At 74.4% G+C, this 23201-nt stretch carries 26 protein-coding genes; 13 read left to right on the forward strand and 13 right to left on the reverse strand.

Annotated features, from left to right (window positions below; all coding sequences use genetic code 11):
* The first annotated feature begins 98 nt into the window (after positions 1-98).
* Positions 99-305, forward strand: coding sequence for a hypothetical protein (locus tag IEZ31_RS27545; RefSeq protein ID WP_190252894.1), 207 nt, complete (start codon positions 99-101; stop codon positions 303-305).
* 33 nt (positions 306-338) lie between these two features.
* On the opposite strand, the gene IEZ31_RS27550 is transcribed toward IEZ31_RS27545, so the two are convergent.
* From IEZ31_RS27550 to IEZ31_RS27565, 4 genes are all read right to left on the reverse strand, one after another.
* Positions 339-1964: a methyl-accepting chemotaxis protein gene (locus tag IEZ31_RS27550; protein ID WP_229835890.1), complete on the reverse strand. Its 1626-nt coding sequence runs from the start codon at positions 1962-1964 to the stop codon at positions 339-341.
* 86 nt (positions 1965-2050) lie between these two features.
* Positions 2051-2878 carry a hypothetical protein gene (locus IEZ31_RS27555; protein WP_190252896.1) on the reverse strand — a complete coding sequence of 276 codons (828 nt, stop codon included), beginning with the start codon at positions 2876-2878 and terminating at the stop codon, positions 2051-2053.
* The gene (locus tag IEZ31_RS27560) at positions 2875-3825 is read right to left on the reverse strand and encodes a WxL protein peptidoglycan domain-containing protein (RefSeq protein WP_190252897.1); all 951 of its coding nucleotides are present in this window, start codon (positions 3823-3825) and stop codon (positions 2875-2877) included. The genes IEZ31_RS27555 and IEZ31_RS27560 overlap by 4 nt, the downstream gene beginning before the upstream one ends.
* 91 nt (positions 3826-3916) lie before the next feature.
* The gene (locus tag IEZ31_RS27565) at positions 3917-5023 is read right to left on the reverse strand and encodes an HtaA domain-containing protein (RefSeq protein ID WP_190252898.1); all 1107 of its coding nucleotides are present in this window, start codon (positions 5021-5023) and stop codon (positions 3917-3919) included.
* A gap of 262 nt (positions 5024-5285) precedes the next feature.
* Here IEZ31_RS27565 and IEZ31_RS27570 point away from each other — a divergent pair, with 262 nt between their 5' ends.
* Genes IEZ31_RS27570 through IEZ31_RS27580 form a run of 3 tightly spaced genes read left to right on the forward strand, consistent with a single transcriptional unit; the run spans position 5286 to position 8133 of the window.
* Positions 5286-6053, forward strand: coding sequence for a neocarzinostatin apoprotein domain-containing protein (locus IEZ31_RS27570; protein WP_190252899.1), 768 nt, complete (start codon positions 5286-5288; stop codon positions 6051-6053).
* Entirely contained in the window at positions 6050-7069 is a 1020-nt protein-coding gene (locus IEZ31_RS27575) for a heme/hemin ABC transporter substrate-binding protein (protein WP_190252900.1), read from the forward strand. The genes IEZ31_RS27570 and IEZ31_RS27575 overlap by 4 nt, the downstream gene beginning before the upstream one ends.
* Entirely contained in the window at positions 7066-8133 is a 1068-nt protein-coding gene (locus IEZ31_RS27580; protein WP_190252901.1) for a FecCD family ABC transporter permease, read from the forward strand. Before IEZ31_RS27575 ends, IEZ31_RS27580 begins: the two co-directional genes overlap by 4 nt.
* 4 nt (positions 8134-8137) lie before the next feature.
* Here IEZ31_RS27580 and IEZ31_RS27585 read toward each other — a convergent pair whose 3' ends face one another.
* From IEZ31_RS27585 to IEZ31_RS27595, 3 genes are read right to left on the reverse strand one after another with little or no spacing between them, the layout of a single operon-like run.
* Positions 8138-8437, reverse strand: a complete 300-nt coding sequence (locus IEZ31_RS27585) for a DUF2470 domain-containing protein (RefSeq protein ID WP_190252902.1) — start codon at positions 8435-8437, stop codon at positions 8138-8140.
* 2 nt (positions 8438-8439) lie between these two features.
* Positions 8440-9243 carry a heme ABC transporter ATP-binding protein gene (locus IEZ31_RS27590; RefSeq protein WP_190252903.1) on the reverse strand — a complete coding sequence of 268 codons (804 nt, stop codon included), beginning with the start codon at positions 9241-9243 and terminating at the stop codon, positions 8440-8442.
* Positions 9240-9887 (reverse strand): biliverdin-producing heme oxygenase, encoded by a 648-nt coding sequence (locus IEZ31_RS27595; protein WP_229835891.1) that lies wholly within the window; start codon positions 9885-9887, stop codon positions 9240-9242. The genes IEZ31_RS27590 and IEZ31_RS27595 overlap by 4 nt, the downstream gene beginning before the upstream one ends.
* 84 nt (positions 9888-9971) lie before the next feature.
* On the opposite strand from IEZ31_RS27595, the gene IEZ31_RS27600 reads away from it, so the two are divergent.
* Both IEZ31_RS27600 and IEZ31_RS27605 read left to right on the forward strand, forming a co-directional pair.
* Positions 9972-10820 carry a tetratricopeptide repeat protein gene (locus IEZ31_RS27600; RefSeq protein ID WP_190252904.1) on the forward strand — a complete coding sequence of 283 codons (849 nt, stop codon included), beginning with the start codon at positions 9972-9974 and terminating at the stop codon, positions 10818-10820.
* 75 nt (positions 10821-10895) lie between these two features.
* Entirely contained in the window at positions 10896-11051 is a 156-nt protein-coding gene (locus tag IEZ31_RS27605) for a RidA family protein (RefSeq protein WP_229835892.1), read from the forward strand.
* An 8-nt stretch (positions 11052-11059) separates the two neighbouring features.
* Here the strand turns inward: IEZ31_RS27605 and IEZ31_RS27610 are convergent, their stop codons facing one another.
* Together IEZ31_RS27610 and IEZ31_RS27615 are read right to left on the reverse strand one after the other, a co-directional pair.
* Positions 11060-12469 carry a ricin-type beta-trefoil lectin domain protein gene (locus IEZ31_RS27610; RefSeq protein WP_229835893.1) on the reverse strand — a complete coding sequence of 470 codons (1410 nt, stop codon included), beginning with the start codon at positions 12467-12469 and terminating at the stop codon, positions 11060-11062.
* Positions 12470-12613: 144 nt separating this feature from the next.
* The gene (locus tag IEZ31_RS27615; protein WP_190252906.1) at positions 12614-13387 is read right to left on the reverse strand and encodes a hypothetical protein; all 774 of its coding nucleotides are present in this window, start codon (positions 13385-13387) and stop codon (positions 12614-12616) included.
* A 247-nt stretch (positions 13388-13634) separates the two neighbouring features.
* Between IEZ31_RS27615 and IEZ31_RS27620 the strand changes: the two genes are divergently transcribed.
* Together IEZ31_RS27620 and IEZ31_RS27625 are read left to right on the forward strand one after the other, a co-directional pair.
* Positions 13635-14381: a hypothetical protein gene (locus IEZ31_RS27620; RefSeq protein WP_190252907.1), complete on the forward strand. Its 747-nt coding sequence runs from the start codon at positions 13635-13637 to the stop codon at positions 14379-14381.
* 28 nt (positions 14382-14409) lie between these two features.
* Positions 14410-15330 carry a Gfo/Idh/MocA family protein gene (locus IEZ31_RS27625; RefSeq protein ID WP_190252908.1) on the forward strand — a complete coding sequence of 307 codons (921 nt, stop codon included), beginning with the start codon at positions 14410-14412 and terminating at the stop codon, positions 15328-15330.
* 40 nt (positions 15331-15370) lie between these two features.
* Here IEZ31_RS27625 and IEZ31_RS27630 read toward each other — a convergent pair whose 3' ends face one another.
* The 4 genes from IEZ31_RS27630 to IEZ31_RS56890 all read right to left on the reverse strand — a co-directional run bounded on the left by IEZ31_RS27630 (position 15371) and on the right by IEZ31_RS56890 (position 17774).
* Positions 15371-16105 (reverse strand): AAA family ATPase, encoded by a 735-nt coding sequence (locus IEZ31_RS27630; protein ID WP_190252909.1) that lies wholly within the window; start codon positions 16103-16105, stop codon positions 15371-15373.
* A 92-nt stretch (positions 16106-16197) separates the two neighbouring features.
* Positions 16198-16434: a hypothetical protein gene (locus tag IEZ31_RS27635; RefSeq protein ID WP_190252910.1), complete on the reverse strand. Its 237-nt coding sequence runs from the start codon at positions 16432-16434 to the stop codon at positions 16198-16200.
* Between the two features lie 92 nt (positions 16435-16526).
* Positions 16527-17036 (reverse strand): hypothetical protein, encoded by a 510-nt coding sequence (locus tag IEZ31_RS27640; protein ID WP_190252911.1) that lies wholly within the window; start codon positions 17034-17036, stop codon positions 16527-16529.
* 582 nt (positions 17037-17618) lie between these two features.
* Complete coding sequence (locus IEZ31_RS56890) at positions 17619-17774, reverse strand: hypothetical protein (RefSeq protein WP_229835894.1); 156 nt, start codon at positions 17772-17774, stop codon at positions 17619-17621.
* Here IEZ31_RS56890 and IEZ31_RS27645 point away from each other — a divergent pair.
* From IEZ31_RS27645 to IEZ31_RS27665, 5 genes are all read left to right on the forward strand, one after another.
* Positions 17763-18380 carry an SPASM domain-containing protein gene (locus tag IEZ31_RS27645; protein ID WP_229835895.1) on the forward strand — a complete coding sequence of 206 codons (618 nt, stop codon included), beginning with the start codon at positions 17763-17765 and terminating at the stop codon, positions 18378-18380. The genes IEZ31_RS56890 and IEZ31_RS27645 overlap by 12 nt on opposite strands.
* Positions 18377-19222: a pyrroloquinoline quinone biosynthesis protein PqqB gene (gene pqqB, locus IEZ31_RS27650; protein WP_190252913.1), complete on the forward strand. Its 846-nt coding sequence runs from the start codon at positions 18377-18379 to the stop codon at positions 19220-19222. The genes IEZ31_RS27645 and pqqB overlap by 4 nt, the downstream gene beginning before the upstream one ends.
* Before the next feature lie 151 nt (positions 19223-19373).
* On the forward strand, positions 19374-20426 hold the full coding sequence (locus tag IEZ31_RS27655; protein ID WP_190252914.1) for a glycosyltransferase family 2 protein: 1053 nt from the start codon (positions 19374-19376) through the stop codon (positions 20424-20426).
* An 11-nt stretch (positions 20427-20437) separates the two neighbouring features.
* Entirely contained in the window at positions 20438-21916 is a 1479-nt protein-coding gene (locus tag IEZ31_RS27660; RefSeq protein WP_190252915.1) for a condensation domain-containing protein, read from the forward strand.
* Positions 21897-23117: an MFS transporter gene (locus IEZ31_RS27665; RefSeq protein WP_190252916.1), complete on the forward strand. Its 1221-nt coding sequence runs from the start codon at positions 21897-21899 to the stop codon at positions 23115-23117. Before IEZ31_RS27660 ends, IEZ31_RS27665 begins: the two co-directional genes overlap by 20 nt.
* Positions 23118-23201 lie beyond the last annotated feature (84 nt).

A 23201-nucleotide genomic window follows, 5' to 3' on the forward strand; every position in this document is an offset into this window, starting at 1 on the left:
CGACCGGCCCGAACCACCCGGTCTCATCGCCGTCCGCCTACGTCCGGGCGTCATACAATGCGCAGGTGAAGTGGCCGCTGGCGGTTTGGCGTGGCTTGATGTCCGTCGTCGTGGCGGCATGGCTCATGGTCCTGGTCGGCGCGTGGGTGGGCGACTGGGACGTCTCGTGGACGATACTGCCGCTCCTGCTGTGCAGCCTGCTGGTCGGCGCCCTCCGCCGCAGCCGCTGGGTTCGGCAGCGCCGCGGCAGGACCGGCCCGCCAAGCGCCGAAGAGGCCCTGAAGGGCTACCCCACCTGGTGGTAGCCGGCGCCACTGCCCTCCAGGCCGTCGGTGACCCTAGACCTTGTACGTGGCGATGGCGTTGCGCAGCTCGGTGGCCATCGTGGCCAGGTCGCCGGCCGTGTGCCGGGTCTCCGTGGCCCCCGTGGTGACGGCGTCGGCCGTGGTGGCCACCCCGGCGATGTTCGTGGCGATGCTGGTGGCGCTCGCCGCGGTCTCGGCGACGCTGCGGGAGATCTCCGCCGTGACCGCGGTCTGCTGCTCGACGGCCGAGGCGATCGTCGTGGTGTAGTCGTTGACCCGGCCGATGACCTCCGCGATCCGGCCGATCGCGGCGATGGTGCTGTCGGTCTCCTGCTGGATCGCGGTGACCTGGGCGCCGATCTGCTCGGTCGCCCGGGCGGTCTCCTGGGCCAGGTCCTTCACCTCGCCGGCGACGACGGCGAAGCCCTTGCCCGCGTCGCCGGCCCGGGCGGCCTCGATGGTGGCGTTGAGCGCGAGCAGGTTGGTCTGCTCGGCGATCGAGGTGATGAGCTTGACCACCGAGCCGATCTGCGCCGAGGACGCGCCGAGGTTCTGCACCGACACCTGGGCGTTGCCGGTGATCTGGGCGGCGTTCGCGGCGACCCGGGACGCCTCGGTGGCGTTCGTGGTGATCTCGCGGATGGCGGCGCCCATCTGCTCCGCCCCGGCGGCGACCGCCGAGACGTTGCCGGAGACCCGGCGGGCCTCGTCGGAGACCGTCGCGGCCTGCCGGGACGAGGTCTGCGCCGACCCGGACAGGTCGGTGGCGACGGTGGACATCTGCGCGGACGTGTCGGCCAGGCGGTGGGCGCTGTCGCTGACCCGCCGGACCGTGTCGCCGACGGCGGCGGCGGTGGCGTTCAGGGTGTCGGCGAGCTCGCCGAGGTCGTCGCGGACGTCGACCTGGGCCCGGGCGGTGAGGTCGCCGGCGCCGATGCGGCGCAGGGCGGTCATGCACCGGCCGAGGGCGGTCGAGATGAGCCGGGCCACGGCCACCGCGAGGAGGATGCCGAACAGCAGCGTGCCGGCGAGCACCGAGGCGACGACGGCGAACGTCTCGCGGTAGGCCTCGTCGGCCTGTGCCTGTTCGCGGTGCGCGGCCTGCACGGCCTGGCTGACCAGGCTGTCCAGCGCGGTCGAGATGGTGGCGGTCAGCGGGGCGATCTTCGCGGCACGGACGGACTCGATCGCCGTCAGGTCACCGCGCACGGCCAGGGGCTGCAGCTCGTCGCGCAGCACGGCCAGGTACGCCGTCCAGGTCGTGTCGAACGTCGCCAGGGCCTGCCGCGCCGCCGCGCTGAGCGGGTGGGTGCGCAGGGCGGCCTCGGCGTCGGCGACGGCCTGGGCCGTCGTGGTGATGCCCTGGGTCCTGGTGGTCACCGTCGCCCGGTCCTGGGCCAGGAAGAGGTCGAGGGAGTTGATGCGGGCGCGGTACACCGCCTCGCGCAGCTCTCCGGCCGCCTCGACCAGCCGGGTGTGTCCGGCGACGGTGTCGACCCGGTCGTTGGTGGCGCCCAGCTCCTCCAGGGCGAACACGCTGTCGACGGTGCTGAGGGTGGCGACGAGCGCCACCGCGGTCAGGATCTTCGTGCGAATCCGCCGATCGGCGAGCCATCGCCACCAGCCCCGCCGGCCTGCGCCGGCCACGTGCGTCGTCACTGCAGCAAACCCCCGCGCCGTGTGCACCCCACCGGCAACCATCGGCCGCCCACCCGGCAACCTGAGCGTTTGTGGGCGACCGGCGGTCAGCCCTGCGCCTGGCCGCGTGAGCGCCGGGAGCGCACGGCCGCCGCCAGGGCCACCGCGAACAGCAGGGCGGTGAGGCCCCACGGCTGGGTCGTCGTCTCGGCGTGGAAGGCGACGGTGGCGCCCGCCGGGCCGAGCGGGCCGTTCGGGTCCAGCTCGCCGTGGACGGTGTACGTGCCGGCGGCCGGTCCGGCGAAGCGCACCGGCACGGTGTACGTCACCGAGGCGCCGGGGTCGAGCGGGCCCAGCGCCGGGGCGGCGACCAGGCCGGTCGGGTGCTCGCCGCGGCCGGCCGTGACCGTGACCGTGGTGGCGGGGATCGCGATAGGGCCGGTGTTGCGGACCGTCAGCGTGACGTCGCGGCGGACCGGGCCGCCGAACAGCGCCGCCCACCGCCATCCACCGTGGACGGTCACCCGGGCGATGGCGAGCGGGCGCGGCACGTCCGCCGGCCGCGCCCCGGCCACCGCGGGAGCGCTCAGGGCGATCGGCGCGGCCCGGGTGAGCGCGCCGGTCAGCGTCCGCACCCGGACCACGCACGGGCAGCCCGTCGCCGGGGCGGCCGCCGGCAGCGTGGCCGCCGCGGTGCCGTCCGGGCCGACGCCGGCCTGCACGGCGGTGGCGTCGGCGCAGCCGCCGTCCGGGCGGTCGGTGCACACGGCCACGGTGACCGCGCCGGGCGGCCACCCGGTCAGCCGCACGGTGTAGCGGTCCTTCGCCGGCTGCACCTGCACCACGGGCGACGGCGCGTGGGCGGACGCCGGTGCGGCGCCGCCCGTCACCGCCAGCACCAGCGCGACGATCGACCAGCGGTGCCGGCGGGTCACCCGGCGGTCGCCCGGCGCCGGCGCAACCACCGCAGGGCGAGCAGACCGAGCGCCAGGAGCGCCACGGTCGCCAGGGCCGTCCACGGTACCGCCCACAAGGAGGCCGACCGCGTGACCGACGGCAGCGGCCCGTCCGCGGTCGCCGGGTCCACGGTGACGTCCGCCGTCAGCGGGCCGGCCGGGGCGATGCCGGCGATCCGTTCGGTCACCGTGATGCTCGCGCCGGGCAGCAGCTCGGGCACGGCGACGTCGGGCGTGCGGCCCAGGGTCAGCCCGAACAGGCCGGTGACGCGCAGCCGGGCGGCGCCGGAGAGGCGCAGGTTGCCGGTGTTGTGCAGGCGGTACGTCACCGTCATCGTGCTGCCGGTGAACGGGTGCGGCGGGTTGTCGTAGGCCACCGTGACCGTCTCGACCCGCACGGCCGGCCTCGCCTGGCCCGCGACGCGCAGGTACACCCGGGCGGCGACCCGGCGGTCGACGTTGACCCGCGCCCCCTCGCCGGTGGTCTGCTGGGTCACGACGGAGGCGATGACGCCGCCGGCGTGGTCGCCCGGGCCGGCGTTGGTGGGCACGGTCAGCCGGAACGGGATGTCGAGGGACCGGCCGGCCTCGACGGTGTACGCGCGCTGGCCGAGCACGATCCAGGCGCCGACGCCGGTCGGCTCGCGGCTGGCCGGCAGCAGGTCGAAGGCCCCGTCGGCGGTGGTGTAGGCGTCGGTGCCGTACACGGTGAACGTCTGCGGCGTGGCCGCGCGGTTGGTGACCCGCACGGCGTCCTCGACCTGCTGGCCCGGCACGACGTCGTAGACGAAGTAGCTGCGGCCGGCGGTGGTGCCGGTGGTGGCGGGCTGGACCGACCAGCCCTGGTCCTCGGCCGCGGCCGGGCCGGGCAGCGCGGCGAGCAGGAGTGCGGCGACGGCGGTGACGACGGTGGCGCGTGCGAACATGGTCGGCCTTCGGTTTCGGCTTCGGGGGAGCGGCGGGGAGCTGCGGGTGCCGGCCCGGCGAAGCTGCCGGGCCGGCGTCACGCACGCGCTGTCAGGACAGCGTGAGCGTCAGGGTTGCGGTGTAGCTGCCCGGCTTCGTCGTCGCCGGGATGTTCAGCGTCAGGCCCGCGCCGCAGGTGAAGACGCCCGCGCTCGCGCCCGGGTCGGACTTGCACAGCGTGTGGCCGGTGCCGAGGCCGGTGGCCGCGCCGCCGGCGGTGACCGTGCCCGAGCCGGGCGCGGCCGTCGCCGTTGGGGACCACCCGAGCTGGCCGGCGCCGATCGTGCCGGCGTCGCCCGTGAAGTCCTCGACCTGCCCGACGAGGTTCCATCCCGCGTTGGTACCGCGCAGGTCGCTCACCGTCGTCGCGTTGAGCGCACCCGTCGCGGCGCCGCCGATGGTGGCGCCGGTGAGCGCCACCGTGCCACCGGCCGACGACAGCGACAGCGGACCGCCCGGGACCTCGACCGTGAGCTCCTGGTCGGTGCTGGCGCCGCCGGGCTCGCCCGGGCCGCCCGGCTCCTCGCCGGCGGCCAGGGTGACCGCGCCGGAGAGCGGGTCGAGGGCGGTGCCGGCCCCGTAGAACCCGCCGAACGCCGACGCGCCCGTCTCCGTCATCGTGACCCCCAGGCTCGTCCACGCCACGCTCGTGCCGGTGACGACGGGGTCGCCGGCGCCGATGGTGGCGACGGTGGCCTGCACGACGTGGACGGGCTCGAACCCGCCACCGGTCGTGGTCAGGTCGACGTCGGCCTTGAGCACCCGGGTCGCGCCGTCGAGCTGCACGGTCGGGTTGGCCATGGTGATGGTGAAGAAGTGCGCCGGGTAGGAGAACACGACGGTACCGCCGTAGTTGACCGTGGTCGCGCCGCTCGCCGCGTCGTAGCTGCCCCCGGTGACGGGGAAGCGGAACGTGCCGTTGGCGTTGATCGTGGCGCCGTTGCTCGCCCCGATCGGCGGCGTACCGTTGCCGGTGCCGACGTAGGCCCGGAACGAGGCCTTGAACCCCCAGTCCAGGTGCCCGCTGTCCACTTCGGCCGGTGCCGCCGCGGCCGGCGCGGCCGTGGCGAACACCGCTGCCGTGCCCAGCGCGAGGGCGGTGCCCCAGCGCAGCATCCGGTGCCGGCCCGCGCCGGCGCGTAGTCTGGTCGTCGTCATCCGTACCTCTCAGGAGATGGGTGGCAGGGCGTGCCGCAGCCGGCGCCGGCTGTCCAGGCCGCGTGGCGACGCGCAGCGGCACGCCCGTCCATGACCTAGTGAGGTTAGCCTTACCTAAGGGTTCACGGAACATCCCCTGCGCGCCGCGGTCCTGCGACCCATCTCACGGATACCCAAGTCGGTTGACTTAGGCTAGCCTCACCTAACTATGCGCTCGGGATGCATTCAGGCCGCGGTGCGCGCGGCTGCCGTCGTGGTCGGTATGGCCGCTGCCGTCGTGGTCGGGCCGGCCGCGCCCGCCGCGGCGGCCACCGGGGTCGGGCCCGGCGGGCAGCGGCTGACCGTGGCGAAGACCGCCGGCCTCGCCCCGGCCGGCGAGGCGGTCACCGTGTCGGGCTCCGGGTATGACGTCACCAAGGGCATCTACGTCGCCTTCTGCGTCGACAACGGGCCCGGCCAGGCGCCGAGCCCGTGCGGCGGTGGCATCGACACGACCGGGAGCAGCGGCTCCTCGTACTGGATCTCGTCGAACCCGCCGGCATACGGCAAGGGGCTCGCCATCCCGTACGGCCCGGGCGGCACGTTCCGGGTCGAGCTCAAGGTCGCCGCCGCGCTCGCCGAGGGCGTCGACTGCCGGTCGGCCCGGTGCGCCGTGGCGACCCGGGCCGACCACACCCGGACCAGCGACCGCAGCCAGGACGTGCGGGTGCCGGTCACGTTCGCCGCCGCGGGAGCGCCCGCCCCGACCCGGACGACCGCGGCCGCCGCGCCTCCGGCGGGCGGGGGCAGCGGCCCGGCCGTGCCCGCCGCGACGAGTGGGGGAGCCGGTGCGCCGGTGGCCGGGGCGCTGCCGCCCGCCGGGAGCGCCGGCCCGGCCAGCCCGGGCGACCTCACCCTGACCAGGATCAGCGCGAGCCAGTCGGCCAACCGCTGGTGGACGGGCGTCACCGCCGCCGTCGTCCTCGGCCTGGTCACCCTCGCCGTCCGCGGCGTCGTTCGCCGTCGCCCTGCCCGGAAGGCCGCGTCATGAACCGCCTGACCCTCGCCACGGCCGCGCTGCTCGCGCTGTCCACACTGGCCGGTTGTGCCGGGCAGACCACCACCCTCGGCGACCCGCAGGCCGCGGGCACCGGCGGATGCGGGCCGGTCACCGCCACCCTCGACACCGCCGACGTCACCCCGCTCGCCGACCGGCCGCAGCCCGCGCTGCCGGTCACCGTCGACTCCGCCGACGGGCAGCGGGTCACCGTCACCGACGTGAGCCGGATCCTGCCGGTCAACCTGTACGGGTCGATCGCCGAGATCGTGTTCAGTCTCGGGCTCGGGGACCGGGTCGTCGGGCGGGACACCTCCACCACGTTCCCCGCGGCCGCGCACCTGCCGCTCGTGACGCCCAGCGGGCACGACCTGTCGGCCGAGGGCATCCTGCGGCTCGACCCGACCGTCGTCGTCACCGACCGGAGCATCGGTCCGGCCGAGGTCATCGCCCAGCTGCGCCGGTCCGGGATCCCCGTGGTGTTCGTCGACGACCAGCAGACCCTCTCCGGCGTGTCCGCGCACATCCGCCAGGTCGCCGCCGCGCTCGGTGTGCCGGGCGCCGGCGAGCAGCTCGTCCGGCGGGTCGAGGCCGACGTCGCGGCCGCCCGGGTCGCGCCGGCGGGCCGGCCGCTGCGGGTCGCGTTCCTGTACGTGCGGGGGGCCGCGGGCGTGTACCTCATGGGCGGCAAGGGCGCCGGCTCCGACGCCATGATCGAGGCCATCGGCGCCCAGGACGCCGGCACCGCGATCGGGCTGTCCGGGTTCCGCCCACTGACCAGCGAGGGCCTCATCAACGCCGCGCCCGACGTCATTCTCGTGATGACCGAGGGGCTGCAGTCGGTCGGCGGCGTCGACGGCCTGCTGCGGATGCCGGGCGTCGCCCAGACCCCGGCCGGGGAGCGCCGCCGGATCGTCGACATGGCCGACGGCGTCCTGCTGAGCTTCGGTCCCCGCGTCGGCGAGGCCGTCCGCGCCCTCGCCCGCGCCGTCACGGCGACCTGCCGATGATCGAGGCACCGGCGGTACCACCGGGAAGAACCACCGCCAGGAACACGTTCGTGGTCGCCGGCCTCGCCGTCGCGCTCGTCGTGCTGTGCCTGGTCGCGGCCGGGACCGGGCAGGTGCGGGTGCCCCCGGCCGAGGTGCTGGGGTCGCTGCTGCACCGGCTCGGCATCCCCGCCGGCCCGACCCCCAGCGCCGTGCAGGGCGACAACGCGCTGTGGTTCGTGCGGTTCCCGCGGGTCGCGCTCGGCGTGCTCGTCGGGATGGCGCTCGGCTGCGCCGGGGCGCTCATGCAGGGGCTGTCCGGCAACCCGCTCGCCGAGCCGGCGATCATCGGCGTGTCGTCGGGCGCGGCGGTCGGGGCCGGGGCCGCGATCGTCACCGGGATCAGCCTGTTCGGCAACTGGACCGTCGCGGCCTGCGCGTTCGCGGGCGGGCTGCTGACGGCGCTGCTCGTGTACGGGCTGGCGCAGTCCGGCGGCCGGGCCGAGGTGGTGACCGTGGTCCTGACCGGCATCGCGGTCAACGCGGCGGCCGGCGCCGTGCTCGGCCTGCTCATGTTCCTCACCGACGACGACGGGGTGCGGGCCATCGCGTTCTGGAACCTCGGCAGCCTCGCCCAGGCCAGCTGGCCCGCGGTCGCCGTCGTTGCGCCGTGCGTGGCCGTCGGCCTGGCCGGGGCGGCGGCCGGCGCGCGCGGGCTCGACCTGCTCGCGCTCGGCGAGCGGCCGGCCCGGCACCTCGGCGTCGACGTCGAACGGCTCCGCCTCGGCCTCATCGTGGTCACGGCGCTGCTCACCGCCGGCGCGGTGGCGTTCACCGGGATCATCAGCTTCATCGGCCTCGTCGTGCCGCACCTGGTCCGGATGGTGACCGGGCCGGGCCACCGGGTCGTGCTGCCGGCCAGCGCGCTCGGCGGCGCGATCGTGCTCGTCGGCGGCGACCTCGCCGCCCGCACGATCGTCGACTACCAGGAGCTGCCGCTGGGCGTGCTCACCGCGCTGGTCGGCGGGCCGTGCTTCTTCTGGCTGCTGCGCCGCACCCGCACCCGGTCGGGCGGTTGGCAATGAGTGCCTAGGACCGCGCCGGCACGCCGAGCGCCGCGCACGCCTCGCGGTACATGCGCACGACCTCGGGGCGGACCTCGGCGCGCTCGGTCAGCGGCCGGCTGAACGGCACCCGCACCGGCACGTCCCGCCCGTCGACGACGGCGGTGAAGTCGATGCCGTCGCCGTCCATGCCGGTCATCGCCGCCGCGGTCGCGTCCGGCCGCCCGCCGAGCGTCCGGCAGATCAGCAGGCTGTCCTCGGCGTGGTCGTCGTTCATGTGCCGGCGTACCGCGGCGACGATCTCGTCGGTGAACGGCTGTGCCATGCTCAGCTCCTTCTCGGCAGGACCAGCGGGGTGCCCGTGCGCGGGTGCGGGAGCACCTCGATCTCGTGCTGGTAGACGTCGGTCAGCAGGTCCGGTGTGAACACCTCGGCCGGCGGTCCGTCGGCGACGACGCGGCCGCCGGACAGGACCATCACGCGATCGGCGTGCGCCGCCGCGAGACCGAGATCATGCAGTACCACCAGGATCGCATCACCCTCGGTGGCGCGCTCCCGGGCGATGCGCAGGACCAGCTCCTGATGGTGCAGGTCGAGCGCCGCGGTCGGCTCGTCGAGCAGCAGGACGCCCGTGCGCTGGGCCAGCACGCGCGCCAGGGCCACCCGGGCCCGCTCGCCGCCGGACAGCGCCAGGAACGACCGGGTGGCCAGGTGCGCGACGCCGGTCGCCGCCATGGCGCCGGCCACGATGTCCTCGCCCTCGTCGGGCCAGGGCGCGCGGCCCATCCGGACCACGTCGACAACCGGGAACGGGAACGACAGCAGGTGGTGCTGCGGCAGCACGGCCCGGCGCATCGCCAGCTCGACCGGGGTCCAGTCGCCGAGCGGCCGGCCGTCGACCGTCACCTCGCCCCGGTCCGGTCCGAGGTCGCCGGCGAGCACCGACAGCAGCGTGGACTTGCCGGCGCCGTTCGGCCCGACCAGGGCGAGCACCTCGCCCGCGGTCATCGTCGCGTCGACGTCGGCGAGCACCGGCCGGCCGTTGCGGCGCTTGTCCAGGCCGGTGCCGCTGACCGCCACCGCGCCCTTGGCGCGCGGCCCGGGCGGGCGCGGGCCGCGGCCGAGCCTCACGCGGCCTGCCCGGCGGCGTGGTCGCGGCCGAGGTCGGTGAGCACGTCGATGTTCAGCTGGTAGGCGACGAGGACCTCGTCGAGGATGCGGCGGCGCTCGTCGGGGTCCCAGGGCGCGGTGTCGAGCGCCTCCCGGTAGCCCGTCTTGAACGCGGCCGGGCTGCCGATGCCGTCGAAGACGTAGAAGCCGGTCGCGGTGGTGCCGTAGTGGCGGCGGACGGCGGCGGCGATGTACTGCCCGCCCGACAGGTCCCCGAGGTAGCGGGTGTAGTGGTGGGCCACGAACCCGCCGGGCCACGCGAAGCACACCTCCCGCAGCCGCTCGGCGTACCGTGTCGTGGCCGGGCTCGGCTCGATCCGGCGCTGCCAGTCGTCGCCGAGCAGCGTGCGCAGGTCGCTCTCCAGCGCCGGCAGCCGGGTCAGTCCATCGTGGACGAACGGCCGGGCGACCGGGTCGTGCCGCATGACGGCGGCGGCCTCTTCGAGCACACTGTAGATGTGGTGGTGCTGCGCGACCATGGCGGCGTAGCCGGCGAGCGGCAGGGCGCCGGTGACGAGCCGCCCGAGGAACGCGGCCTGTTCCGCGTCCCGGTGCCGTCCTTCGGTACTGCGCCGCACGGCCGCCGAGAACAGTTCCTCCACCACGGGGTGCCCTCCTGCCTCTTGAGTAAGGTGAGGCTACCCTAATCTCCGGCCCGAGTGAAGATCGCCGAGTGGTACCGTCCGCGCATGTTTTCGAATGAGACCGCCCGGGCCGTCGCGGAGGGCTACGAGGCCTTCGAGGCCGAGGACTGGCCGCAGGCCGGCGACCGGCTCGCCGCCGCCGCGGCCAGGCTCGCGGGCAAGCGGGCGAAGGCGGTCTGGTTCGACGCCGCGCTCGCGTACAAGTTCGCCCGCGACTGGCCCCGCGCGTACGAGACCGGCAAGATCGCGGTGACCCACGTGCGGCGCGGCGAGTCGGAGCCCGCGTTCTGGAACCTCGGCACCGCCGCGACCGTGCTGCGCGACTGGGACACCGCCCGCGACTGCTGGGCCGGCTACGGGCTGCCGGAGTTCCCGGGCACCGGCCAGATCGACGCCGAGCTGGGCCCGGCCTGCGTCCGCCTGAGCGGTGTCGAGGAGGTCGTCTGGGCGATGCGCCTCTGCCCGACCCGGGCCCGCGTGATCAACGTCCCGTTCGACCCGACCCGTCGCTTCGGCGAGGTCGTCGTCCACGACGGCGCCCCGAGCGGCGAGCGCACGTACGGCGAGGTGACGGTGCCCGTCTTCGACGAGGTGGCGCTGTTCGAGCCGTCGGACATCGCCACGCTGTCCGTGCTGGTCACCGCCGGACCGGGCGACCTCGAACCGCTGGCGGAGTCCTTCGCCCGCCGGCAGCTGGGCTTCGAGATCCTGGCGAGCCGCGTCGACCTGTGCGCGTGCTGCAGCCGCTCGTCCGTCCAGCAGGAGCGCGGCGAGTACGGCGGCGAGCAGCGGCTCTTCCTCGGGGCCCCGGCCGACGAGGCCCGGGCACTCCTGGACGCCTGGACGGGGCATGCCCCCGCGGCGCGCTCGTGGACCAACCTGCACCCGGCTTAAGGTGTTCGCGATGGAGCACTTCACGCGGCCGGACGGGTTGCCGCCGGTCAACGGGTACAGTCACGCGAGCTCACCGTGTACCTCACCGACCTCGCGGACCTGCCCGTCTTCCGGGCGGTCCGGGACGAGTTCGTCGACCCGTCCCGGCCGCCGGCCAGCTCGCTGGTGCAGGTGAGCGGCCTGGTCCACCCGGCGTTCCGGGTGGAGGTCGACGCGCTCGCCGTGGGGTAGGTGAGCGCTCAGGCGGGGACCGTCACCCGCTGGGCGTTCGTCGCGTTGCAGTCCCACAGCTGCAGTTGGGTGCCGTCAGTGGTACTGCTGGACGGATCATCGAGGCACCGGCCCGACTGCGGGTTGCGCAGCGCCTGGGTGGCCGCCACGTAGGTCCACTGCTGGGCACCCGTGCCGTTGCAGTCCCACAGCTGCAGCTTGGTGCCGTTGGCCGTGCCGCCCGACGCCGCGTCGAGGCACTTGCCCAGGGCGCGGAACGTGCCGTCGGACGAGCGGGTCCACTGCTGCGCCCCGGTGCCGTTGCAGGTCCAGATCTGGATGCGGGTACCGTTCGCGGTGCCCGACGCGCTGACGTCGACGCACTTGCCGAGATTGACGAGGGTCACCGGCCCGGTGCTGCCGCCGCTGCCACCGTTGGTGAGCAGGAAGCGGTTGTTGGCGACGTTCCAGTGCGTGGCCAGATACGACCCGGCCGGCGGGCTGGTGTTGAAGTAGTCGTTCTTGTTGCAGTCCAGCCGGTTGTCCTGCGCCTGGTCGCCGCAGACGATCCGGACCACGGTGCCGGGACCGTCGTTGTAGCACATGATGTCGTAGTCGTCGGTGCAGTGGCCGTAGGCGGTGTGGTTCGGCGAGCTGCTCATCACCGCGCCCATGGCGTGGGTGAGCTCGTGCGCGGCCGGGCCGGGCCCCCAGCAGCCGGAGTCGACCCGGCTGAAGCTGGCGCCCGAGTTGTTGCCGTTCTCCTGCCCCGGCCGGTCGTCCAGGTTCACGTACGCGACACCGCACAGGTTGGTGGCATCGACGTACATGAGATACTTGCGATCGGTCCGGTTGTATCCGAGGCTCTTGATCGCGTTGACCGAGTTGCCGAAGTCGGCGAGCGACGAGTTCGGGATCGCCACGTTGGCGACCGAGATCTGGCAGGCGCCGTCGGTGACGAACCGGATGTGCCGCACGCCGCCGGTCTGCGCCGCGCTGGCGCTGTAGATGTCGTCGACGCCGGCCGTCCAGGTGCGGATCGAGGCGAGATACTGGTTGTACCGGTCGGCGTTGCTGGCGCCGCGGATGTACAGGACCTGGACGCGGTAGCCGCTCTGCCCGTCGCCGTCGCACACGGTGGCGAGCGGCGCGGCGGCCGCCGCCGCGGACAGCGGTGCGACCGACCGGCGCACGTCGAGCCCGGCGAAGGCGGCGTCGGGCCCGTGGGTGCACGCGCCGGGCACGGCCTTGACCTCCAGCAGGCCCTTGCAGCGGCCGGTGCCGGCCTTGAAGCCGTCGTACACGAGCCCGCGGGCGGGGTCGTCGGACGGCAGGCCTGGTTCGGCGGTGGCGGGCGCGACGCCGGTGCCGAGGGCGAACAGGACCGCGCCGAGCAGGACGATCAATGCTCGTCGCGGCCGAAGCGTGATGCGATACATGGACACACTCCCGTTGGCGGACGGGTCAGGAACGCCCAGTGTGTGCCACTCCCACTCCATCGAACAACGTCGAACAGTCAATTGTTGAACTTTGTTTACTATTCGCAGCCCGCGGTAGGTCCCCAGCCGTGGAGGTTGGCGACTTCAGTTCAAGAAGTCGTAGACGTTGTCGGTCGCCGGGACCGCGGCCGGCTCGGTGACGGGGGTGACCGCGTCGAACCCGGCGAACGTCAGCTCGAACGCCAGCTCCGGGTCGATCGAGGCGCCGTCGATGACGAACGCGGTCAGCCGCCGCTTGTCGTCGACGGTGGCCGTGAACGGGATCGACCTGGCCCGGTCGCCGGCCTGCTGCACGACCTTGGTCGGCGGCGCGAGCACGCTGTTGGTGGCCGTCATGTCCACGGTACCGCTGAAGTGCGTGGCATCGACGCGCTTGACGTCGCTGAGGCCGTCCCTGAACAGCTCGGTGACGCCGAACTCCGGCGCGCCGTTGCGGTCGACCGGCTTCAGCGCCGTGGCCTCGAGCCGCGACTGGTCGACGTGCGACCAGACCGTCGGGTTCAGGCCGAGCTCCTCGTTCAGCTCGGCGCCCATGTCGATCTTGACCCACAGGTCGGGGCTGACGACCGTGAACCCGATCGTGTACCCGTGCTGCTCGGCGGTGTCGATCATCGTGATCGTGCCGGCCTTGCCGCCCGGGTCGACGGTGCCCGAGTTCATCGTCGACGTCCCCTGCTTGACGGCGAAGGTGTGGGCCGTCGTGTCGAGGGCATCGACGGCCGCCTTGAGCGCCAGGTCCGGTGGGGCCGGCGAGGCGCCGATCGCCTGCGCCGGCGAGCCGCCGCCCGCCTGCACGTCGCAGGCGACGACCCCGCCCGCGGCCAGGACGAGTGCGAGCAGCACGGTCACGCGTTTCATGTGCAACTGTCCTCCGAAGCGAACTGCGCCCCGGTCCCGGGGCGGTCGCTCCCACGCTGCCGCCTCCCGCGTGCAGCGCGCGTGCAACCGGCGCGCGGCGGTCTCGGACCCCGGCCGAGGCGCTCATCGCGATCGACGACCGCCGCCGACCCGGCCCATGATGGGATGGGCGCCGTGATGATCGGGACGGTCGATGGCCGACCGGTGGGCGCGCGCCCGGAGCGAGCTGTCTGGACGGGGAGGCACGGTGGACGACGCCCGGCGCTGGTGGTTCCGGCTGTTCGTGACGCTGGTCTGGGTGCTGGCGGTGGGCCTCGTCGTCGCCTGCGTGGTCGCGCTCGACGGCCTCTTCCGGGACGTGCCGGAGGAGGCTGGCGTCCCCACCTCGGCGGCGCCGCCACGGCCCAGGCCGACCGGGGCGGCGTGCCGGAACGACCGGGTGGGCCTGTGCGCCGACGACGACCAGGGTCTCGCCCCGATCCCCGGCCTCACCGTCCAGGCCTGGAACGACCGGCTCCCCGAACGGTACCGCCCGGTGTACTCCGAGCAGGAGCGCGAAGGGCTGCTGGAAGGCACGCTCTCGGTGCGCGAACCGGTCCCCGGCAAGCCGGCCGGTGGCATCGGCACCCAGCTGACGGTCAACAGCCAGGGCCGGGTCACCCTGACCTACGGCGCGGACAACCACCCGCGAACCATCGAGTGCACCGTCGACATCGCCGGCCTGGCCCCGCTGTCGCAGCCGTCGCTCGACTTCGTGCGGGAGTGCGCCTCCGCGGCCCTGACCGACGACATCGCGGGGGACACCAGCGCCTGGCTCGACGCGAGGCTGCGCCCGATCGACCGGCAGATCAACCCGGCCGACCCGTTCGGCGCCGCCTCGCTGGTGACGCTGCACTGGTCGTCCGGCTGGCTGGCGCTGGAGCTCACCGTCGGCGAAGCCCACACCGGCGTCGTGCTCTCCGCTCCGATCGCCCGCGCCCCGGCTCCCCGTTGAGGCCTGTCCGATGGTGAAGAGTGAGCGCATGAGGCTGGGCATCGTCGGGGCGGGCGAGGTGGCCTGGCGGCACGCCGCCGCGGCCGCCGAGGTGGACGGGCTGACGCTCGTCGCGGTCGCCGACCGGGATCCGCTGCGGGCGGCCCGGCTCGCGCAACGGCACGGTGCCCGGGCGGTCGCGGGCCTCGACGAGGTGCTCGCCGCCGCCGACCTCGTCGTGCTGTCGATCCCGCACGTGTACCACGAGGAGCTCGCCCTGCGGGCGATCGGGGCCGGCCGGCTGGTGCTGGTGGAGAAGCCCATGGCGACGACCGTCGAGGCCTGCGACCGGATGCTGGCCGCCGGCTGTTTCCACGTCGGCCAGCAGGGCCGGTTCTTCGCCCAGGTGCGCGCGGCCCGCGAGGAGCTGGACCGGCTCGGCGAGCCGCTGCTGTACACCGAGCGCCGCTCGACCGACTACCGCCGCCCGGACCGGCCGGCCTGGTTCGCCGACCCGGCCGTGGCCGGCGGCGGCATCGCGATGCTCGTCGGCGTGCACAGCATCGACCGGGCGTGCTGGCTGCTCGGGGCGCCGCCGCGCGCGGTCGCCGGCACGGTCGCGGTGCCGGACGGCTGGGCGGTCGAGACGTCGGCGGCCGCCACCCTGTACCTTGCCAACGGCCGGCGCGCCCACCTCACGCTCGTCGACTCGCCGGAGTTCTTCCACGAGACGACGATCGTGTGCGAGCGGGGGACGCTGACGATCGACCCCGCCGGCTGCAGTGTCGACGGGCGGCGGGTGCTGGCGGTCGACGGCGACCAGGAGTACACCACCTCCTTCCGGCGGCAATATGAGGCCATCCTGCGCGGGGACCCCGTGGCGACGCCCGCGGAGGGGCGCGACGCCGTCGCCGCCGTGCACGCGCTGTACCGCTCGGCCGCCGCCGGGGGCGAGCCGGTGGTCGGCTGAGTCGCGGGACGGCCGCCGCGGCCCGTCGGTGCGTGCGCCGCTACGGGAGCAGGTGGCGCAGGTACCGGTCGGGCCGGTCGAGGAACGCCCGGAAGTGGTCCACGACGGCGAGCTCGGTCCACGCCGTCCTGCGGATGCCGTGCTCGCCGAGCTCCAGCACGGTGGCGCCCGGCAGCGCGGTCAGCACCGGGGAGTGGGTCGCCACCACGATCTGCGCCCCGGCCCGGGCCAGGTCCGCCAGGCGCGACATGAGGCCGAGGGTGGAGGTGAACGACAGGGCCGCCTCCGGCTCGTCGAGCAGGTAGAAGCCCGGCCGCGTGAACTTGCGTTCCAGCAGGGCCAGGAATCCCTCGCCGTGGCTGCGCTCGTGCAGGTCCCAGTCGGGCGAGTCGGGCAGCGCCTCCAGATAGGTGTACAGGCCGTGCGTGGTCTCCGCGCGCAGGAAGTACGCGTCGCCGCGCCCCCCGCTGGTGCGCACCAGCCGCAGCGCGGCGCCCAGCGGCGACTCGGTGTGCCGCGTGCGGTGCATCGCGCTGCGCGAGCCGCCCTCCGGATTCAGCCCGTAGGCTTGCGCCAGCGCCTCGACGAGCGTGGACTTCCCCGAACCGTTCTCGCCGACGAGGAACGTCACCCCGGCCGGAAGGTCAAGCCCCGCCTCCAGCACCGCGCGGACGGCGGGAATGCGGGCCCACCACGCGTCCGGGTCCCACTCGGCGCCCGGATCCCGCTCGACCCGCCGCACCGGCCGGGCGGCCTGTCTGTTTCGCCCCTCCACGCCGAGGAACACTACCGGCGCGCGACTCGCCCGGCGGGTCGTTGCCCTGGTTGCTGATCGGCAAGCGGGCCGGCGGCTCGGCGACCACCGCGTCACCGCCGTGCCGAGACCACGGTGCGCCGCCACCGGGCTAAGCCCCAGCCGATCAGGATCGCGGAGATCACGCCCGGCCCGCAGTGCACGAGCAGCACGCCGGCGAGACTCGGGCCGCCCCAGTCCTTGCTGTAGGTGGCGGGATCATCGAAGCCGATGACGAACGGCTCGGCGATGGCCCGCACGACGAGATACAGGCCGAACACCGTGCCGACCACGATCAGGGCCTTCTTCATGCCCACGACGCTAGCCACGCCCGGCCCGGCGCGCGTCAACCCCCGGTAGCATCCTCCATGCACTCCCAGGGATGACATCGATACGCGCCGGGTCAGGCGCCGCCGTAGTGGGCGTTCGTCCCCCACCGCGGCACGGCGGGAGCGGTGTCGCCGTCGTTCGGACTGTGGGGGTCGGATGGGCCCTCGTCCTCGCGTTCGTGGAGGTCCCACGTCTCAAGGTCGTACTGCCCGTCGTGGTCGGTGTCCTGCACGACGACTTGCGGCCGGTTGTCGTGGTCCATGTCGACGACTGCCTCGTCGACGAGTCCGTCCGCGTTGCGGTCGTACTCCTTCAGGTCGATCGACCCGTCACCGTCGACGTCGTACCCGGTCATGTCGATGATTCCGTCGTTGTCGAGGTCGTACTGCCAGGCGTCGGCCTTGCCGTCGTGATCGGTATCGGCGCTCACCATGTCGACCCGCCCGTCGCCGTTCAGGTCATACTCCACCACCGTCGGGCTGTAGTGGAACGCGTCGCTCTCCGCATGCGATTCGTGCACCATCCCGTCGTCGAGCCGGAGGTCGCTGAACTGGAAGTCGTGGTAGTCCTGGAAGTCCGTCATGGCCACCTCTCCGGTGTGGGTCCCGTACCTGCTGATTGGTCCTGGCAAAACCGAACGGTGCTCGTCACATGCCGCCGACCTCCTTCGCCGCGGCCGAGACGCCTGCCCGGCCGGCCGGCGGATCCGCCGCGGCGGTCATCGCGGCCACAGCCGCGACGGTCGTCAGCCACCCACGTCCCCGTGGCGGCGGTCGCAGTTCCGTCTGTCATGTGCCGCCTCCAGTGCTATCTGTCTGTGGTCGGTGGTCAGTTCGCTAGACGCGGAGATATTGGATAGACACCGTCCAGTGAATTGACTGATGGTGCGTCAAGTTCGTGAGCGGTGTCAAGGACGGAAGACCGACTCGGCGGGCGTCGCGCGCCCCACCGTGCTCGCCGCGTTCGGATCGACATGCCGTGTCGGTGACGGCCGGCGGAGGGGTCCGTGGACAAACGTCGCCCGGCGGCCACATATTCATGCTCGCCTGGTGGACTACAAGATCACGAGCGTGCCGGACGTTCGCAAGGCCCGACCGCACGGGTGCCCGCCGCACCAGCGCGACCGGTCCGGGCCTCAGCTCCAAGCGGGGAGCAAGGTGAAGCATCAGCAAGCCCGCAGGCAGGTGCTCCAGGGTGCGGCGGCGACCGCGGTCGGCTCGGCGCTGGCGCAGGTCGCCACCGCCACCCAGGCCGAGGCGAATCGGGTCCCGGCCTCGTCCGCGAGGCGGGCATCCCGCTGACCGTCAACGTGGTCCTGCACGCCGGCAACGTCGACCGCCTCGCCGAGATCGCCGACCTGGCCGTCTCGCTGGGCGCCGACCGGCTCGAACTCGCCCACACCCGGTACTACGGTTGGGGCATGCGCAACCGCGCCACCCTCATCCCGGCCCGCGCCCAGGTCGACGCGGCGGAGCAGGCCGCGGCTGAGGTGCACCGCCGCCACGGCGACCGCGTCGAGATCGTCTACGTCGAGCCGGACTACCACACGGGCCGCCCCAAGCCCTGCATGAACGGCTGGGGCACCCGCCAGCTCGTCGTCGCCCCGAACGGCGACCTGCTGCCCTGCCTGGCCGCGGCGCAGCTGGGCCTGCCGATCCCGTCGGCCCGGACCGCGGACCTGGCCGGCGCCTGGCAGCACTCGGCGCTGTTCAACGCCTTCCGCGGCACGGGCTGGATGCCACAGCCGTGCCGGAGCTGCGCGCTGCGCGACGAGGACCTGGGCGGCTGCCGCTGCCAGGCCTTCCAGCTCACCGGCGACGCCGCGGCGACCGACCCGGCCTGCCGCCTCTCCCCGCACCACGACACGGTCCGCGCCGCCGCGGGCGTGCCCGTTCGAGTGCCGGCGATCCCGCGGCGGGCGCGATGAGGGTCCGCATCCTCGGCAGCGCGGCCGGGGGCGGCGTGCCGCAGTGGAACTGCGCCTGCGCCGGCTGCGTCGCCGCTCGCCGCGCCGGGATCGACCGCACCCAGGACGGCGTCGCGGTCACCGGGGACGGCACCGCGTGGTACCTCGTCAACGCCTCACCCGACCTGCGCACCCAGCTGCTGTCGGCGGGCGACCTCGAGCCCGGGCCGGGCCGGCGGGACACCCCGATCCGCGGCGTGCTGCTCACCACCGCCGAGCTCGACCACACGGCCGGCCTGCTCGGCCTGCGCGAGGCGACCCGCCTCGACCTGTACGCCACCGGCACCGTTCTCGCGGCGCTGCCGGTGCTGCCGATCCTGCGCCGCTACACCGATCTGCGCGTCCACGAGCTGCCGACCGGCGCACCGCTCGCCCTCGACGGCGGCCTCACGGTGCGGGCCCTCGTCGTCGGGACCAAGGTGCCCCGCTACGCCGACGGTCGCCCGGACGACGCCTGGGTGTGCGCGCTGCGGATCGGCGACGAGCGGACCGGGCGGGCGTTCGTGTACGCCACCTGCCTGCCGGCCTGGACCGAGGACTTCGACGCGTTCCTCGGCGGAGCCGACGCGGCGCTGCTCGACGGCACCTTCCGCACCGCCGACGAGCCCCTCCGCGCCGCCGGGCTGACCCGCACCCCGCGCGAGATGGGGCACCTGCCGATCACCGACGCGCTGCCGCGGCTGCGCCGCCACCCCGGCGTCCGGGTGCTCTTCGGGCATCTCAACAACACCAACCACCTGGCGAGCGGTGGCGCCGCGGCCGGGGTCGAGGTGGCCGAGGACGGGCAGGAGCTAGTGCTCTGAGCCGCCCACCAGCAGGTGCGACACGATCATGTGGCCGAGCAGTCGCCGGTAGTGGTCGCGCCGGGCCGGGCGGCAGGGCGGCGAGGACGAGGGCGCCCAGCCCCGACCGGCGTGTATCGGCGGTGTATCCCGGCGCGGCAGGGTCGTGGGCATGAGTCCACCGCAGAGCTCCGGCGGGCACGGGCTGTCCGTCGTCATTCCCGTCAAGAACCGCGTCGCCGAGCTGGGGCGGCAGCTCGACGCGCTCGGGCCGGCCATCGCCCGGTGCCCCGAACCGGTCGAGGTCATCGTCGTCGACGACTCCGGGCCGGCCGCCGCGGCCGAGCACCGGGCCAACTGCGCCCGGGCCGGGGCGCGCTACCTGCGCGGGCCCCGGCACGTCGGTGCCAAGCGGAACCTCGGGGTCCGGCACGCTTCGTACGACCTGTTGATGTTCACCGACAGCGACTGCCGGGTGCCGGCCGATCTCTTCCAGCGGTACGTGCGAAGACTGCGCGACAGCGGGCCGGAGGTCGCCGGCGTGACCGGGCCCGTGATCGTCGCCCCCGGGACCAGCGCGATGTTCCGCGTGATGCGCCGGTCGTACCTCCTGCTCGGCGACCTGACCCGCCCGCTGCACTGGTCGCGGGTGTCCTGGGGCGCGGGCGCCAACACGGCCCTGAAGCGCGCAGCGTTCGAGTCGGTCGGCGGGTTCCCCGAGGACTCGCCCATGCCGATCGGCGGCGAGGACCTGCACCTCGGGCTGGTCCTCACCGACGCCGGGCACGTGCTGCTCACCGAGCCCGGCGGCGTGGTCACCCACGACACCGGGGTCGCCGAGACGTTCGAGGCGGTCGCGTACCGCTTCACCACCTACGGCCGCAGCGAGCAGTGGCTGTGCGTCGCCCACCCGCACCGGCGCAGGCCCGTCTTCAACGCCGTCAGCGCCGCAGCCGTCGCCGCGGTCGGCGGGCTGCTCGCCGCGCGACGGACCCGCGGGCTGAGCCTGCTCGCCGCGCCGGCCGTGCTCGCCGGGACGGTCCTGGCGAAGGCGCCCGGCCGGCTCGGCGGCGACCGGGGGCTGCGGGCCGCGGGGGAGGCGGTGGCCTGCGCGGCGGTGGAGACGCTGTTCGACGCGGCCGCGTTCGTCACCGCGCTGCGGATGCGCCGCCCCGACCTGCTGTTCACCGGGTTCCGCCCGCCGGACGAGGCGGACTACCAGTAAGGAGGCCGTTGATGCGGTTGGCCGCCAGCCAGCAGATGATGTGGGAGTTCATGACGGCGCTCGACCCGGCGCACCCGGGCAACTCGCGGCTGGTCGTCGTCGAGTTCCGCCGGCTGCTGGGCGACCTCGACGTGGCCGTCCTCGACGCGGCCGTCGGCGACGTCATCGCCCGGCACGACGCGCTGCGGATGCGGTTCGCGCGCATCGGCGCCGACCCGGCCGTGGAGATCCTGCCCGAGGTGGCCTCGCCGCTGGAGCACCACGACGTGTCCGACCTGCCGCCGGACGAGCGCCGCCGGTGGGTCGAGCGGCTCGTCCACGCCCACCGCACGCGGGCGTTCGACCCGTGCGCGGCGCCGCTGTGGCGGGCCGCGCTCGTGCGTCTCTCGCCCGGCGAGCACGTGCTCGCCCTCACCTGCTTCCACATGGTCTCCGACGGCTGGTCCTGCCAGCTGTTCATGGCCGACGTCGTGCACGCCTACGCCGCGCGGCTGGGCATCCGGCCGCCGCAGCCGCCGCTGCCCGCCGGCCTGCACCGGTTCGCCGGGATCGTCGCGCTGCAGGACGCGCTCGCCGGCGACCCGGACCGGGCCGCGTACTGGCGGGACCGGCTGCGCCCGCTGCCCGGCGGCTACCAGCTGTTCCCGGCGGGGAAGCCCGGCCCGGCCGACGACCTCAGCGCCGAGGTGCCCGACCGGTTCGCGTTCCCCGCCGAGGTGGCCGGCGGGCTGCGGGGCGTGGCCCGGCGGGCGCGCACCAGCCCGTACATCGCCCTCCTCGCCGCCTGGCAGGTGCTCCTCGCGCTGCGCAGCGGCCGCCGCCGGATCGTGCTCGGCACCACCACCCTCGGCCGGGACACCGCGCCCGAGCGGGAGCTGTTCGGCCAGTTCACCAACAACGTGTACGTGCCCGCCGACGTCGACCCGGACCGCCCGCTGCTCGACGTGGTCGCCGCCGCGCACGCCGAGACCCGCGCGGCGATGGCCCACGTCGCCGCGTTCCACACCGTCGCCGCCGCCGTCGACCCGGACTTCGACCGGCACCGGCCGTGGCCGGACAACCACCTCTTCGACGGCTGGTTCCAGTCGGCGGCCCCGGCCGCGCCGACGATCGAGCTGCCCGGCCTCGTCGTCGAGCCGGTCGACATCACGGCCCGCCCGGCGCCGGACGCTCCCGCGCCGGTGGTCGCGTCCGATGTACCGCCGGAGTGCCTCCCCGTCTGGGTGAAGCGCGGCTCGCCGATCGTCGTCGTCGACGACGACCGCGCCGGGGGCGTCATCATCCGCAACCGCAGCTTCTTCGGCGACGACCTGGTCGCCGGGCTCGTCGCCGACTACCAGGCGGTCGTCGCCACGCTCGTCACCGCACCCGGCACGCCGGTGGGGCGGGTGCGGCTGCCCGACGGCGCCAGTTTCGGATCCGCTTACCCTGGGTACCGGACCGGCAACACGAGCGGAGGGTGCCACCGCCATGGCCGAGACGCGGGCTGAGCTTGTCGAAGGCGTCGTCGCGGACCCCAGCGCCCCGGACCGGTCGGCGGTGCTGGCCCGCTGGTCGGTCACGCTGCTGTTCGTCATCATGGGCCTCGCGCTGGGCAGCTGGGCCGCCCGCGTGCCCGACGTGCGGCGCGCCGTCGGCCTCGGCGACACCGGCTGGGGCCTGGCCAACATCGCCACCAACGCCGGCGAGGTCGTCTCGCTCGCCGTCGTCGCGATCCTCATCAGCCGGGTCAGCACCCGGCTGCTCGCCATCGCCGGCGCCGCCGTCATCCTGGTCAACGCGCCGCTGCTGGCCGCGTCGACCACCGTCGGCGCGCTCGTCGCCGGGCTCGCCGTCTGGGGCTTCGCCGCCAACCTGCTCTCCACGCCGATGAACACCCAGTCGGTGGAGGTCCAGCGCCGCTACGGTCGGCCGATCCTGTCGACGTTCCACGCCGGCTTCAGCCTCGGCATGCTCGCGGGCGGCCTGCTCGGCACCGCCGCCGTGGCGGCCGGCCTGTCCCCGGCCGCCCAGATGGCCGTCTCCAGCGCCGTCCTCGGCGTGCTGCTGCTGGCCACGCTGCGCTGGCTGCCCGACACCGCCCGGCCGTCCCGCGGCGACGGCGAGCCGAAACGCCGGCTGCGCGACCGGTTCACGCCCCAACTGCTGCTGCTCGCCGTCATCGCGTTCCTGGCCGCGTTCACCGAGATGTCCGGCTCGCAGTGGAGCGCGCTGTACGCCACCGAGATCGTCGGCGCCGGCGCGGTCGTCGGCGCCGCCACCTACACCTGCCTGTCGGTCGCCGCGGTCGGTGCCCGGCTCATCGGCGACCGGATCGCCGCGCGGGCCGGCCGGGTGCGGTTCGTGGCCTGGTCGGCGTCGATCGCCACGCTGGGCCTGGGCCTTGCCCTCGCCGTGCCGCACCCGGCGGCGACGATGGCCGGGTTCGCCGTGCTCGGGCTGGGCATGGCCTGCGTGACGCCCACGGTCCTGGGCTTCGCGGGCGAGCAGCCCGGCCTGACCTCGGGCGAGGGCGTCTCCGTCGTGGTGATGGGGCAGTGGCCCGGCTTCCTGGTGGCGGCCCCGCTCATCGGCCTGCTCGCGGGCGGCGTCGGGCTGCGCGGGGCGCTGCTCGCCGTCGTGGTGACGGCCGCCCTCATCGTGCCGCTGGTGCTCCGCGTCCACTCAAAGCCCCTCCCGACCGAGTCGTAACCCCCTCTGCGTCGATCTTGCAGTTGTGGTGCCTGACAAACCCGGACATCGCGGGAGTGTCGAGGCACCACAACTGCAAGATCG

It is taken from the genome of Dactylosporangium sucinum, assembly GCF_014647515.1.
Taxonomy (GTDB): Bacteria; Actinomycetota; Actinomycetes; order Mycobacteriales; family Micromonosporaceae; genus Dactylosporangium; species Dactylosporangium sucinum.